The organism is Melaminivora jejuensis, from assembly GCF_017811175.1.
GTDB lineage: Bacteria > Pseudomonadota > Gammaproteobacteria > Burkholderiales > Burkholderiaceae_C > Melaminivora > Melaminivora jejuensis.
In genome coordinates this window covers 32,990-45,417 of the sequence record NZ_JACWIJ010000002.1, presented here as the reverse complement: position 1 = coordinate 45,417, position 12,428 = coordinate 32,990, and the positions used below count along the sequence as shown (strand labels likewise).

Sequence of the window (12,428 nt, the reverse complement as noted above, 5' to 3'; positions counted from 1 at the left end):
AATTAACGCACAGATCCACGATCAGTAATCACCTTGGGGGTGATGAAGACCAGCATTTCCCGCTTGGTGGATTCCTTGGTGCGGGATTTGAAGAGATTGCCCACTACCGGAACATCACCCAGCAGCGGGATTTTCTCTTCCTGCGAGGTTTCTTCCATTTCGAAGATGCCGCCAATCACCACGGTACCACCGTTTTCCACCAGCACCTGGGTGATGACATGCTTGGTATCGATGGCCAGGCCCTGCTCGGTGCGCTCGCCCCGGGCGTCCTTGCTGATGTCCAGGTCCATGATGATGTTGCCCTCGGGGGTGATCTGCGGGGTCACCTCCAGCTTGAGCACCGCCTTCCTCCAGACCGTATTGGCACCCCTGTCGGATATCACCACATACGGATATTCGGTGCCCTGCTCGATCAGTGCCTTGACCTGGTCGGCCGTCACCAGGCGCGGGCTGGAGACGATCTTGCCCTGGCCATCGGCCTCCATGGCAGACAACTCCAGGGTCAGGAAGCGATTGGCTGCCGGGCTGAAGATCGACAGGGCAAAGGAGCCGATCCCGCCCACTCCGGACAAGGCTGCCGGCAGGTTCAGGAAAGTGCCAGTGGTGCTGGGACCTTCCCCCTCCTTGCCGCCCGGCTTCACGCCGCTGATGTTCATACCCGCCCCGGACTGGAAGCCAGTGGAGCCAGTCGCGTTGTCGTAGCCGGTGCCAATTGCCAGGCGGTTGCCCCCGCCGATGCTGTAGCCGCCGTCGCCACCCCTTTGGGCACGCAGGTCGCCGCCGCCCAGCCGCACCCCCAGCGAGCGCCCAAAGGTGTCGCGCGCCTCGACGATGCGCGCCTCGATCATGACCTGGCGCACCGGCACGTCCAGGGTCTGCAGCAGCAGGCGCACTTCTTCGAGCTTGGCAGCGGTGTCGGTCACGAAGATCTGGTTGGTGCGCGGCTCGTCGATGGCGCTGCCGCGTGGCGACAAAAAGCGTGCGCCCGGCGTGGAGGCTGTCGGCGAAGTGCCCGCTGCGCTAGTGGCACCACCACCGCCGCCGCTGCCGCCGGAAGTGGCCGTCAGGCGCGGCGCGATGTCCGACGCCTTGGCGTAGTTGAGCTGGAAGGCCTGGGTGCGCAGGGGTTCGAGCCGCTGCAGGGCCTGGGTGGCCTCGTAGTCCTTCTTGGTGCGCTCGTCGATCTCGTCCTTGGGGGCGATCCACAGCACGGTGCCCGACTTGCGCATCCCCAGGCCCTTGGCCTCCATGATGATCTGCAGCGCCTGATCCCAGGGCACGTCCTTCAGGCGCAGCGTCAGCGCGCCGGTCACGGTGTCGGAGGTGACGATGTTGAAGTTGGTGAAGTCGGCAATGACCTGCAGGAGCGAGCGCACGTCGATGTTCTGGAAGTTCAGCGACAGCTTCTCGCCGGTGTAGCGCGGGCCTTGGCTGAGTTTGTTCAGGTCAATCTTCTTGGGCCGCACCTCGACCACGAACTGGTTGTCGCTTTGGTAGGCACTGTGCTCCCATTCCCCCGTCGGCTCGATGAGCACGCGCACACGCTCGCCCTGCTGCGTGGCGCTGATGGTCTGCACGGGCGTGCCGAAGTCGGACACATCGAGGCGGCGGCGCAGCCCTTCGGGCAGCGAGGAGCGCAGGAATTCCACCACCAGCCCCTTGCCCTGCTGCTGCAGATCGACGCCGACCTGGTTGTTGGCCAGCGCCACCACCACCCGGCCCGCGCCATCGGGGCTGCGCCTGAAGTCCAGATCGCGCAGCGCCAGCACATCGGCGTTGTGCCCTTCGGCAAACACCGTGCGCTCGGCGCTGGGCGAGGCCGCTGCCGAGGTGCCGGCCACGGCGTCCAGCGTCACCAGCACCGTGCGCCCCTGCATCTGGGTGCTGTAGGTCGCGGTCTGCCTGAGGTTGAGCACCACCCGGGCGCGCTCCTCGGTCTGCACGATGTTGGCTGTCCGGATGTTGCCCTGGTTGACCTCCACCAGCGAGCGCCCGGTGGCATTGCCCACGCCGGGGAAGTCGAGTGCGATGCGCGCCGGACTTTGGGTGGCGAAGCCTGCCGGGGCTTCCGTCAGGGGCTCGGTGAGTTCGATGCGCAGCACCTCCGTCCCGCCCTGCAGATAAGCCGTGACCGATTCGATGCTGGGCCGGGCCTGCACCCCCGCAGCCCCCAGGACGGCGGCCAGGGCGACGGCGGCAAGCCGCAGGCGCTGATGCAGACGTGTTGTCGAGCCGATCATTGTTTCTTCTCCCCACTTGCCTCTTGCAGTTCGATCTTGGTCGGGCGCTCGATCCAGTCGCCCGATGAGTCCTGCACCACCTCGCGCAGATCCATCGAGGTTTCGTTGATGGCCATGATTTTTCCGTAGTTCTGCCCCAGGTAATTGCCTACGCGCACCTGGTACAGCAGCTTGTCCACGCTGACCAGGGCTGTCGGCGTGCCTTCCTTGTTCAGGCTGCCGACCATCTTGATGGCATCCAGCGGATAGGCCTCCAGCGGCTGCTTGCGCCGCGCCATCTCGGGCGCTATCAGCGACACGTTGGCCACCGACTGCGAGGAGTCCCGGCGCAGTGCCTGGGTCAGCTTCTGCGGGTTGAAGGGGTCGGAGCTGCCCTCGGCCCCGTAGTCGCTGGGCACGAACTGCTTGGGCTCGGTGAGCTCCAGGGTGCGTGGCTTGGTGGTGCTGCGCAACTGCCGCATCCAGCCGCGCAGGTCGTCCTGGCCGTCACTGCTGCAACCCGCCAGCAGCAACGCCAGCGGCAGGGCTGCCAGCGGCAGCATCCGGTTCTTGCCGCCCGTCATTTGGCGCCCGCCTTCTTTTTCTTGGTGGCGTCCTTCTGGGCCTGGATCTCTTCGGGATCGAGGTAGCGGAAGGTGCGCGCCGTGGCCTCCAGCGTCAGGTTGCCGCCGCCCTCCTTGGCCACCGGCACTAGCGAAATGTTGTTCAGCGTGACGATGCGCGAGAGGTTGGCCACGTCGGCGGCGAAGGCGCCGATGTCGTGGTAGCGCCCGATGATGCGGATCGAGATGGGCAGCTCGGCGTAGTAGTCCTTGACCACGATCTGATCCGGGCGGAACAGCTCGAACTGCAGGTTGCGGCCCAGGCCGGCCTGGTTGATGTCGGACAGCAGCGCCGACATCTCGGCCTTGCTGGGCAACTGCTTTTCCAGCTGGATCACGTACTGCTGCACCTGCTCGCGCTGCTTCTTGAGCATGTCCAGGCTGACGGCCTTGACCAGCTTCTTCTGGTAGTCCGTGCGCAGGGTCTGCTCGGTGGCGCGCTCGGCGGCCAGTTCCTCTTCGTAGTCGGTCAGCTTGAAGAACCAGGAGAAAGTGGCCACGCCGGCTGCGATGAACAGGCACAGCAACACGCGCGGCACGATGGGCCACAGGGAGGGATCCTTGGAGTCGAGGTTCTGGAACTGCCGCTGCAGGCGATCCTGCAGATCGGCAAAGTCCAGCTTGGGAACGGTGCGTGTCGCCATCTGTCTGGTCACTCACTTGCTGGCCGGCTTGCCACCGGCAGCCGGCTTGCCGCCGGCCGCTGGCTGGCCGGCAGCGTCCTGCTTGCTGGCGCTGCGCACCAGCCTGAAGCGCAGGTTGAAGGAAGCCACGCGGCGCTGATCCTTGGGGGTCAGGGACACGTTGGCGGCAACGATCTCCACCAGCTCGGGCTTGGTGAACCAGGGCGTGTTGTCGGAGAAGTTGCGCAGCATCTCCGACACGCGCTCGTTGGACTGGGCCATGCCCTGCATGGTCACGACCTCGTTGCCCTGCTTGAGACTGGTGATGTACACGCCATCGGGCAGCTGGGCCACCAGTTCGTTGAGCATGTGGACTGGCAGGTTGCGGTCGGCCTGCAGGTCTTCCACCGCCTTCTGGCGCGCCTGCAGGGCGGTGATTTCCTCCTCGATGCTGGCGATCTCCTTGATCTGCCCTTCCAGCAGCTTGATCTCGCTGCGCAGCAGTTCGTTGCGCCCTTGCTGCTCGGCGATGTGGGCCTGGAACCACAGGTAGATCAGTGCGGCGATCGCCAGGCCGCCCAGGGCGGAGGCGAACATGACAACCTGGAAGGTCTCGCGGCGGCGTTTGCGTGCTGCCTCGCGATGCGGCAGCAGGTTGATCAGGATCACTGCAGGAACCTCCGCATGGCCAGACCGCAGGCAGTCAGGTAGGAGGGCGCTTCGCGCATGAGTTTCTTCAGGCGGATGGAGCCGCCGATTTCCATGTCGTCGAAGGGATTGACCACGCTGCAGGCCGAGCCGGTGGTCTGGATGACCTGCTCGGGCAGGCCGTGCAGGGCCGCCGAGCCGCCGGCCAGCAGGATGTGATCGACCCGGTGAAAGGGCGTGCTGGTGAAGAAGAACTGCAGCGCCCGGGCGAATTCCTGCGCCAGGCTGTCCACGAAGGGACGCAGCACAGCCGAGCCATAGTCTTCGGGCAGCTCGCCGCTGCGCTTCTTGTCTTCCGCCTCTTCCTGCGAAAAGCCATACTGGCGCATGAGCAGCTGGGTCAGCTGGGCGCCGCCGAAGGCTTGGTCGCGCTCGTACAGCACATCGTCGTTGCGGATGACCTGCAAGCTGGTGGTAAGCGCGCCGACCTCGAACAGGGCAATGACGGCATCCTGGCTGCCGCCGGGCAGCGCCTGGATCAGGCGGGCCGCCGCCAGGCGCGCGGCGTGGGATTCGATATCGACGATGACCGGCCTGAGCCCGGCGGCCTCGGCCAGGCCCTGGCGATCCTGCACCTTCTCCTTGCGCGAGGCGGCGATCAGCACCTCATCGTCGCCCGGGGAGTTCTTGGCCGGGCCGATGACGCAAAAATCCAGGCTGACCTCATCGAGCGAGAACGGGATGTACTGGCTGGCCTCGGACTCGACCTGCACCTCCAGCTCCTGCTCGCTCATGCCACCGGGCAGGGCGATGCGCTTGGTGATGACGGCCGAAGGTGGCAGGGCCAGGGCGACGTTGCGCGTGCGGCTGCCGCTTTTCTTGACCAGGCGACGCATGGCTTCGGCCACCTCATCGAATTTCTCGATGTTGCCGTCGCTGATCCAGCCGCGTTCGAGCGGCTCCATCGCGCAATGCTCCAGCGTCAGCCGACCATCGCCGGCCTGTCCGAGCTCCACCAGCTTGATGCTCGATGAGCTGATGTCCACCCCCAGAAGAGGGGCGGCCTTGCGACGAAATAACGATCCCACTGAGACCAAGACGCCCCCTGTGTAACTATTTTGGCAAACGCTGCAATCGAGGTTGCCGGGCGATGCTAGCAGCAAGATTGTTGCGTCAACAACTTGCCGCACCGGCGCACTGCCCTTGGTCGTTGTCAAAAGCAGACGCATCGTGCGCGCCGAAACCGACCCGAAAACGCTGCGCCGGCCCGGGGCACAACTGGTCACAGGCACGATTTTTATAATGGCCGGTTCCCCGCAGAACGAGCCAGATGACTTCCTCCACCGATCAAGAGCCGGTTGCGCAACCGGAAAAAAAGCCGGGAAAAAAACCGGATCGCCAGCCCGCCCGCCGCCTGCCCCCGTGGCTGCGCCTGCCGCTGCTGGCCCTGGCCTGGTTGCTGGGCCTGGCCGTCGCCGGCGTGCTGGGCGTCGTCCTGGCCGTGGCGCTGGGCCTGGCCGTGGCCTACCCCAACCTGCCCGACATTTCGGAGCTGGCCGACTACAAGCCCAAGCTGCCCATGCGGGTCTATTCGGTCGAGGGCGCGCTGCTGGGCGAGTTCGGTGAGGAGCGGCGCAACCTGACACCCATCGAGGACATCCCCAAGGTCATGACGGACGCCGTGCTGGCCATCGAGGACGCGCGCTTTTTCGAGCACGGCGGGGTGGACTACAAGGGCGTGCTGCGCGCCGCGCTGGCCAACCTGGGCCGCGTCAAGAGCCAGGGCGCATCGACCATCACCATGCAGGTGGCGCGCAACGTCTATCTCTCATCAGAGAAAACATTTACACGCAAGATTTACGAAATCCTGTTGACCTTCAAGCTTGAGCATCTATTGAGCAAGAATCAGATCCTCGAGATCTACATGAACCAGATCTATCTGGGCAACCGCGCCTATGGCTTTGCCGCAGCGGCAGAGACCTATTTCGGCAAGCCACTCAAATCCATCACCATTGCCGAAGCCGCCATGCTGGCCGGCCTGCCCAAGGCCCCGTCGGCCTACAACCCCATCAGCAATCCCAAGCGCGCGCGCAGCCGCCAGCTCTACATCATCGAGCGCATGTACGACAACGGCTTCATCAGCGCCGCCGAGGCCGCCGAGGCCAAGCGCGAACCCATCCGGCTGCGCTCGCCGGGCGACAGCACGCGCATCCATGCCGAATACGTGGCCGAGATGGCGCGCCAGCTGATCTTTGCCCAGTACGGCAACGAGGCCTACACACGCGGCCTGAACGTCTATACAACGCTCAATGCCGGCGAGCAGGAAGCGGCCTACCGCGCCCTGCGCCAGGGCATCATGGACTACGAGCGGCGCCAGCACTACCGTGGCCCGGAGCGCTTCGTGGAGCTGCCCCGCAGCGCCGCCGAGCTGGAGGACGCCATCGACGACGCCCTGGCCGCGCACCCCGACAACGGCGACGTGCGCGCCGCCGTGGTGCTGGAGGCCGGGCCGAAAAAGATCGTCGCCGCGCGCGCCGACGGCGAGAAGCTGGAGATCACCGGCGAAGGCTTGAAGCCGGCCCAGTCCGGCCTGTCCGACAAGGCGCCGCCCAACATCCGGCTGCGCCGCGGCGCCGTGATTCGCGTGGTGCAGACGCCCAAGAAGACCTGGGAGATCACCCAGCTGCCCGAGGTCGAGGGGGCCTTCGTCGCCATCGACCCGCGCTCCGGCGCCATCCGCGCGCTGGTGGGCGGCTTCGACTTCGACAAGAACAAGTTCAACCACGTCACCCAGGCCTGGCGCCAGCCGGGCTCGGCCTTCAAGCCCTTCATCTACTCGGCGGCGCTGGAAAAGGGCTTCACCCCGGCCACCGTGATCAACGACGCACCGCTGTTCTTCGGCTCCGGCGTGACCGGCGGCCAGCCCTGGGAGCCCAAGAACTACGACGGCAAGTACGACGGCCCCATGACCATGCGCTCCGGCCTGGCGCGCTCCAAGAACCTGGTGTCGATCCGCGTGCTGCAGGCTGTCGGGCCGAAGACGGCGCAGCAATGGGTCACGCGCTTTGGCTTCGACGCCGACAAGCATCCGGCCTATCTGACCATGGCGCTGGGCGCCGGCTCGGTCACGCCCATGCAGATGGCCACCGCCTACTCGGTGTTTGCCAATGGCGGCTGGCGCGTCAATCCCTACCTGATCACGCGCGTGTCGGATCACAAGGGCCGGGTGCTGTCCAACTTCCAGCCGCCGCCGCTGGAGCACAACCCGCGCGCCATCGACGCGCGCAACGCCTTCATCATGGACAGTCTGCTGCAGGAGATCACCCGCTCGGGCACGGCAGCGCGCGCCCAGGCCACGCTCAAGCGGCCTGACCTGTACGGCAAGACGGGCACTACCAACGACTCGGTCGATGCCTGGTTCGCCGGCTTTCAGCCGAGCATCGCGGCCGTGACCTGGATCGGCTACGACACGCCGCGCAACCTGGGCAGCCGCGAGACCGGCGGCGGCCTATCCCTGCCGGTGTGGATCAACTTCATGGACAAGGCACTCAAGGGCGTGCCGGTGACCGAGCCGCCCGTGCCCGAGGGCGTGACCAACATCGGCGGCGAGTGGTACTACAACGAGTACGCGCGTAGCGGCGGCGTGGCCAGCGTCGGCCTGGAGTCCGCAAGCTCCGAGCCGGATGCCGGCGCGCCGGCCCCGGTCGCCCCGCCCGCACCGGAGGAGCGCAGCCGCATCCTGGATTTGTTTCGCAACTGATCCTGCGACGTGACTGGGTTTGAGGTCTTTTTGCCCTCAAACCCTTGTCCAACAAGCGCTGTCAGCTATCAAAAAAGTAGTTGACACCGGCTGTCAGACAGGTACGAAACGCAGCGCCTGCCCGGCCTGCTCGCTGGCGCAGCGCGCCAGATCGGCAAAGAACTCGCTGCCGGCCTTGGTGTCGAGCCAGCACCCGCTGGCCGCATCGAAGCGGTAGTGGTAGCCGCCCGAGCGCGCCGCCAGCCAGACCTCCTGCAGCGGCTTTTGCAAGTTCACGATGATCTGGCTGCCGCCCTCGAAGGCGATGGTGACCATGCCGCCCGAACGCTGGCTGTCCAGGTCGCAATCGGTCTCCTCGTTGATGCGGTCGCAGCCCTGCTCCAGCGCCAGCAGCAGGGCCTCGGCGCGATCCATATATTCCAGGTCGGTCATCAATACAATTTGCAGATGTTTACAGGCCGCCGCATTCTAGTCAGCACCTCGTTCCCTGCCGCCCTCGCTGCCCTGGCAGTCCTGGCCGCCCTTGCGGGCTGCGGCCAGCGCGGCCCGCTGTATCTGCCCGAGCAGGGTGCCGCCGCCCCGCCGGCAGCCGCCTCCATCGCCCAGCCGGCCACGCCTGCTGCCCCTGTCGATCCGGCCTCCGATCCGTCCCTGGTTTCTCCTTCCCGCTCCCGACCATGATCCCCTCCCCCCTGCCCGGCCAACCGCAACTGCACTACCGCAACCAGTCCCTGTACCTGGAGGACTGCCGCCTGGCCGACTTGGCGCGCGAGCACGGCACGCCGCTGTACGTCTACTCCAGCGCCCACATGCTGGCAGCACTCGCCGCCTACCAACGCGGCTTTGCCGGGCGGCGCGTGCAGATCTGCTACGCCATGAAGGCCAACTCCTCGCTGGCCGTGCTGCAGTTGTTCGCCGCCCAGGGCTGCGGCTTCGACATCGTCTCCGGCGGCGAGCTGGCGCGCGTGCTGGCTGCCGGCGGCAACCCGGCCCGCGTCATCTTCTCGGGCGTGGGCAAGACGCGCGCCGAGATGCGCCAGGCGCTGGAGGCCGGCATCCAGTGCTTCAACGTCGAGAGCGAGGCCGAGCTGGAAGTGCTCAGCGAAGTCGCAAGCAGCATGGGCCTGCGCGCACCGGTCAGCATCCGCGTCAATCCCAACGTGGACGCCAAGACACACCCCTACATCTCCACCGGCCTCAAGGGCAACAAGTTCGGCATCGCCCACGAGCGCACGCTGGCCACCTACCAGCGCGCTGCGGCGCTGCCCGGCCTGCGCGTGGTCGGCATCGACTGCCATATCGGCTCGCAGATTACCGAGGAGGCGCCCTTCATGGACGCGCTGGAGCGGATGCTCGACCTGGTGGACGCCATCGAGGCCGCCGGCATCGCCATCCAGCACATCGACTTCGGCGGCGGCCTGGGCATCGACTACAACGGCGACACCCCGCCGGCGGCCGATGCGCTGTGGCAACGCCTGCTGCAGCGCCTGGATGCGCGCGGCCACGGCGATCGGCTGCTGATGATCGAGCCGGGCCGCTCGCTGGTGGGCAATGCCGGCGTGTGCCTGACCGAGGTGCTGTACCTCAAGCCTGGCGAGGACAAGAATTTCTGCATCGTCGATGCCGCCATGAACGACCTGCCGCGCCCGGCCATGTACCAGGCGTACCACGCCATCGTGCCGCTGGACTGTGCTGCCGAGGGCCGCCAGGGCGTCACCTACGACGTGGTCGGCCCGGTGTGCGAGAGCGGCGACTGGCTGGGGCGCGAGCGCCAGCTCGCCGTGCAGCCGGGCGACCTGCTGGCGGTGCTGTCCGCCGGGGCCTATTGCAGCGCCATGGGCAGCACCTACAACAGCCGTCCGCGCCCGGCGGAAGTGCTGGTGTCTGCCGGCACCGCGCAGGTGGTGCGCCGGCGCGAGAGCATCAGCGATCTGCTGCGCAACGAGCAACTGCCGGCCCAGGCGGGGGGCCTATAGACTTGACGCCTCTCAAGCAATAACCATCCCCGCAAAGCTACTATTGCCCTTTTGGCTCCCGGAAGACGCCCATGTCCACGCCCCCCCTGGAACTGTACCGAGACAGCAACCACGCCTGCCTGATGTTCTCCGATCTGATTGACGAGGATGGCGTGGCCGTGCAGGCCAACCAGTTCCTGATCGTCGATGACGGCACTGGCGCCATCATCGACCCGGGCGGGATACTGGCCTTCAACGAGCTGTTCATGGGCATGTCGCGGCACTTCTCGCCGCACAAGCTCTCGTACCTGATCGCCTCGCACGCCGACCCGGACATCATCGCTTCGCTGGATCGCTGGCTGACCAGCACCTCGGCGCAACTGGTCATCTCGCGCATCTGGGAGCGCTTCGTGCCGCACTTCACCAAGGTCGGCAAGACGGACAACCGCATGATCGCCGTACCCGACGGCGGCGGGCGCCTGCCGCTGGGGCGCCATGAGCTGGTGCTGCTGCCGGCGCACTTCATGCACTCGGAGGGCAACTTCCACTTCTACGACCCGGTCAGCCGCATCCTGTTCACGGGCGACCTGGGCGTGTCCATGACCAACGGCGCCGAGGCGCGCGTGCCGGTGACCGAGCTGGGGCCGCACATCGCGCGCATGGAAGGCTTTCACAAGCGCTACATGGTGTCCAACAAGATCCTGCGGCTGTGGACGCGCATGGTGCGCAAGCTCGACGTGGCCATGATCGTGCCGCAGCACGGCGCACCCATCCTGGGCGCCAAGGCCATCAGCGACTTCTACGACTGGCTCGATGGCCTGGCCTGCGGCGTCGATCTGTTCGACGAGCGCGCCTACCAGGTGCCTACGGGCATGATCGACCCGCAGACGCGCCAGCTGCGCCCGGCCCTGAAGGCGGTCGGCGCCTGAGGGGCCAGCGCGCCAGCAGCAGGGCGGCCACGATGGCGCCATAGGCCAGCACTTCGGCAAAATCGTTCTTGCCAGCGCGCATCAGCCACAAGTGCAGCAGCGCCAGCACCGCTGCCAGATAGACGCTGCGGTGCAGCAGCTGCCAGCGCCGCCCGCCCAGCCAGCGCATGGCGGCGGCGGTCGATGTCGCAGCCAGCACCAGCAGCAAGGCAAAGGCCTTGAGGCCGACCACGATGAAGGGGCGCTGGCCGATGTCGCGGGCCATCTCGTCCATGTCCAGCCCCATGTCGAAGCCGGCATAGGCCAGCAGGTGCAGCGCGGCATAGAAGAAGGTGAACAGCCCCAACATGCGCCGAAAGCGCGCCAGCGCCGGCTGGCCCAGCGCCAGGCGCAGCGGCGTGATGGCCAGCGTCAGGCACAGCAGGCGCAGCGTCCAGTCGCCCAGGGCGCGGATCAGCGCCTCGGCCGGGTTGGCGCCCAGGCGATCAGTGGCAGCGGCAAACAGCAGCCAAGCCAGCGGCAGCAGGCATAGCGCGAACGCCAGCGGCTTGACCCACGGGCGCAGCAGCCAGGAGCGGGCGGCAGCCTGGCGCGCCGTGGCCATCAGTAGAACTTCTTCAGATCCATGCCGGCATAGAGCTGGCCGACCTGCGCCTCGTAGCCGTTGAACGGCAGCGTCCTGCGCTTTTTGGCGAACAGGCCGTCCTCGCCGATGCGCCGCTCGCTGGCCTGGCTCCAGCGCGGGTGCGGCACGTCCGGGTTGACGTTGGAATAAAAGCCGTATTCATTCTTCGCCGCCTTGTTCCAGGCGGTGGCCGGCTCGTGCTCGGTGAAGCGGATCTTCACGATGCTCTTGGCACTCTTGAAGCCGTACTTCCAGGGCACGACCAGGCGCACCGGCGCGCCGTTTTGCTGCGGCAGCACTTCGCCATACATGCCAAAGGCCAGCAGGGTCAGCGGGTGCAGGGCTTCGTCCAGGCGCAGGCCCTCGGTGTAGGGCCAGTCCAGGATGCGCGAGTTGACGCCGGGCATCACGGCCTTGTCGGCCAGGGTGACGAATTCGACATATCTGGCGCTGCCCTGCGGCTCGACGCGGCGGATCAGCTCGGCCAGCGAATAGCCGACCCAGGGGATGACCATCGACCAGCCCTCGACGCAGCGCAGGCGGTAGATGCGCTCTTGCTGCGGCGCGAGCTTGAGCAGCTCGTCGATGTCGAAGCTGCGCGGCTTGTTGACCAGGCCTTCGACGGCCACCGTCCAGGGCCGGGTCTTGAGCGTGGCAGCGTTCTGCGCCGGGTCACCCTTGCCGGTGCCGAACTCGTAGAAATTGTTGTAGGTCGTGGCGTCGCGGTAGCTGGTGACTTTTTCCATGGTCGCCGCGCCAGCCACGGCGCTGCGGTGCGCCGGCAGCGCCGACTGCCGCCCAGGGGCCGGATACAGCGCCTGCTCGGCCAGGGCGCTGCGCCCGGCCCAGGCGGCCAGCGCGGCGCCGGCAGCGCCACTGGCCAGGTGCCGCAGCAGCGCACGCCGGTCGGCCTGCAGGGCGCGCGGCGTGATGTCGCTGCTGCGGGGATGGACGAAGCCGTCGGCGCCAGTGCGGATGCGAAAACTCATGGCGCAGACTCCTTTTTTGAATGAAATCGGCCTCAAAGCCTTGCCAGGCAAGCGCTA

At 66.6% G+C, this 12,428-nt stretch carries 12 protein-coding genes; 4 read left to right on the top strand and 8 right to left on the bottom strand.

All coding sequences use genetic code 11. From position 1 onward, the window contains the following. Positions 1 to 2 precede the first annotated feature (2 nt). From pilQ to IDM45_RS00405, 5 genes are read right to left on the bottom strand one after another with little or no spacing between them, the layout of a single operon-like run. Positions 3 to 2,240 (bottom strand): type IV pilus secretin family protein, encoded by a 2,238-nt coding sequence (gene pilQ, locus IDM45_RS00425; protein ID WP_209421163.1) that lies wholly within the window; start codon positions 2,238 to 2,240, stop codon positions 3 to 5. After that, positions 2,237 to 2,803 (bottom strand): pilus assembly protein PilP, encoded by a 567-nt coding sequence (locus IDM45_RS00420; protein WP_232653656.1) that lies wholly within the window; start codon positions 2,801 to 2,803, stop codon positions 2,237 to 2,239. The genes pilQ and IDM45_RS00420 overlap by 4 nt, the downstream gene beginning before the upstream one ends. Next, on the bottom strand, positions 2,800 to 3,486 hold the full coding sequence (locus IDM45_RS00415) for a type IV pilus inner membrane component PilO (RefSeq protein ID WP_209421162.1): 687 nt from the start codon (positions 3,484 to 3,486) through the stop codon (positions 2,800 to 2,802). The genes IDM45_RS00420 and IDM45_RS00415 overlap by 4 nt, the downstream gene beginning before the upstream one ends. A gap of 12 nt (positions 3,487 to 3,498) precedes the next feature. After that, a complete protein-coding gene (locus IDM45_RS00410) occupies positions 3,499 to 4,134 on the bottom strand; it encodes a PilN domain-containing protein (protein ID WP_209421161.1) in 636 nt (211 codons plus the stop codon). After that, positions 4,131 to 5,210 carry a pilus assembly protein PilM gene (locus IDM45_RS00405; protein WP_209421160.1) on the bottom strand — a complete coding sequence of 360 codons (1,080 nt, stop codon included), beginning with the start codon at positions 5,208 to 5,210 and terminating at the stop codon, positions 4,131 to 4,133. The genes IDM45_RS00410 and IDM45_RS00405 overlap by 4 nt, the downstream gene beginning before the upstream one ends. Before the next feature lie 233 nt (positions 5,211 to 5,443). On the opposite strand from IDM45_RS00405, the gene IDM45_RS00400 reads away from it, so the two are divergent. Continuing rightward, positions 5,444 to 7,873: a penicillin-binding protein 1A gene (locus IDM45_RS00400; protein WP_209421159.1), complete on the top strand. Its 2,430-nt coding sequence runs from the start codon at positions 5,444 to 5,446 to the stop codon at positions 7,871 to 7,873. Between the two features lie 93 nt (positions 7,874 to 7,966). On the opposite strand, the gene cyaY is transcribed toward IDM45_RS00400, so the two are convergent. Further along, positions 7,967 to 8,305 carry an iron donor protein CyaY gene (gene cyaY / locus IDM45_RS00395; protein ID WP_209421142.1) on the bottom strand — a complete coding sequence of 113 codons (339 nt, stop codon included), beginning with the start codon at positions 8,303 to 8,305 and terminating at the stop codon, positions 7,967 to 7,969. Positions 8,306 to 8,320: 15 nt separating this feature from the next. Here cyaY and lptM point away from each other — a divergent pair, with 15 nt between their 5' ends. From lptM to IDM45_RS00380, 3 genes are all read left to right on the top strand, one after another. Further along, on the top strand, positions 8,321 to 8,554 hold the full coding sequence (lptM, locus tag IDM45_RS00390) for an LPS translocon maturation chaperone LptM (protein ID WP_209421141.1): 234 nt from the start codon (positions 8,321 to 8,323) through the stop codon (positions 8,552 to 8,554). After that, on the top strand, positions 8,551 to 9,849 hold the full coding sequence (gene lysA / locus IDM45_RS00385; RefSeq protein WP_209421158.1) for a diaminopimelate decarboxylase: 1,299 nt from the start codon (positions 8,551 to 8,553) through the stop codon (positions 9,847 to 9,849). Before lptM ends, lysA begins: the two co-directional genes overlap by 4 nt. 71 nt (positions 9,850 to 9,920) lie before the next feature. Then, entirely contained in the window at positions 9,921 to 10,757 is an 837-nt protein-coding gene (locus IDM45_RS00380) for an oxygen-binding di-iron domain-containing protein (RefSeq protein WP_209421157.1), read from the top strand. Here the strand turns inward: IDM45_RS00380 and IDM45_RS00375 are convergent. Together IDM45_RS00375 and msrP are read right to left on the bottom strand one after the other, a co-directional pair. Continuing rightward, complete coding sequence (locus tag IDM45_RS00375; protein WP_209421156.1) at positions 10,693 to 11,361, bottom strand: protein-methionine-sulfoxide reductase heme-binding subunit MsrQ; 669 nt, start codon at positions 11,359 to 11,361, stop codon at positions 10,693 to 10,695. The two genes, IDM45_RS00380 and IDM45_RS00375, sit on opposite strands and share 65 nt — an antisense overlap. Then, complete coding sequence (gene msrP, locus IDM45_RS00370; protein ID WP_209421140.1) at positions 11,361 to 12,371, bottom strand: protein-methionine-sulfoxide reductase catalytic subunit MsrP; 1,011 nt, start codon at positions 12,369 to 12,371, stop codon at positions 11,361 to 11,363. Before msrP ends, IDM45_RS00375 begins: the two co-directional genes overlap by 1 nt. Positions 12,372 to 12,428: the final 57 nt, after the last annotated feature.

What these genes read in the sequence shown, in the direction of transcription:
- IDM45_RS00420 (WP_232653656.1), bottom strand. Translation starts at nt 2,803, where the DNA reads ATGACGGGCGGCAAGAACCGGATGCTGCCGCTGGCAGCCCTGCCGCTG.
- IDM45_RS00415 (WP_209421162.1), bottom strand. Translation starts at nt 3,486, where the DNA reads ATGGCGACACGCACCGTTCCCAAGCTGGACTTTGCCGATCTGCAGGAT.
- msrP (WP_209421140.1), bottom strand. Translation starts at nt 12,371, where the DNA reads ATGAGTTTTCGCATCCGCACTGGCGCCGACGGCTTCGTCCATCCCCGC.
- lptM (WP_209421141.1), top strand. Translation starts at nt 8,321, where the DNA reads ATGTTTACAGGCCGCCGCATTCTAGTCAGCACCTCGTTCCCTGCCGCC.
- IDM45_RS00375 (WP_209421156.1), bottom strand. Translation starts at nt 11,361, where the DNA reads ATGGCCACGGCGCGCCAGGCTGCCGCCCGCTCCTGGCTGCTGCGCCCG.
- IDM45_RS00380 (WP_209421157.1), top strand. Translation starts at nt 9,921, where the DNA reads ATGTCCACGCCCCCCCTGGAACTGTACCGAGACAGCAACCACGCCTGC.
- lysA (WP_209421158.1), top strand. Translation starts at nt 8,551, where the DNA reads ATGATCCCCTCCCCCCTGCCCGGCCAACCGCAACTGCACTACCGCAAC.
- IDM45_RS00400 (WP_209421159.1), top strand. Translation starts at nt 5,444, where the DNA reads ATGACTTCCTCCACCGATCAAGAGCCGGTTGCGCAACCGGAAAAAAAG.
- cyaY (WP_209421142.1), bottom strand. Translation starts at nt 8,305, where the DNA reads ATGACCGACCTGGAATATATGGATCGCGCCGAGGCCCTGCTGCTGGCG.
- pilQ (WP_209421163.1), bottom strand. Translation starts at nt 2,240, where the DNA reads ATGATCGGCTCGACAACACGTCTGCATCAGCGCCTGCGGCTTGCCGCC.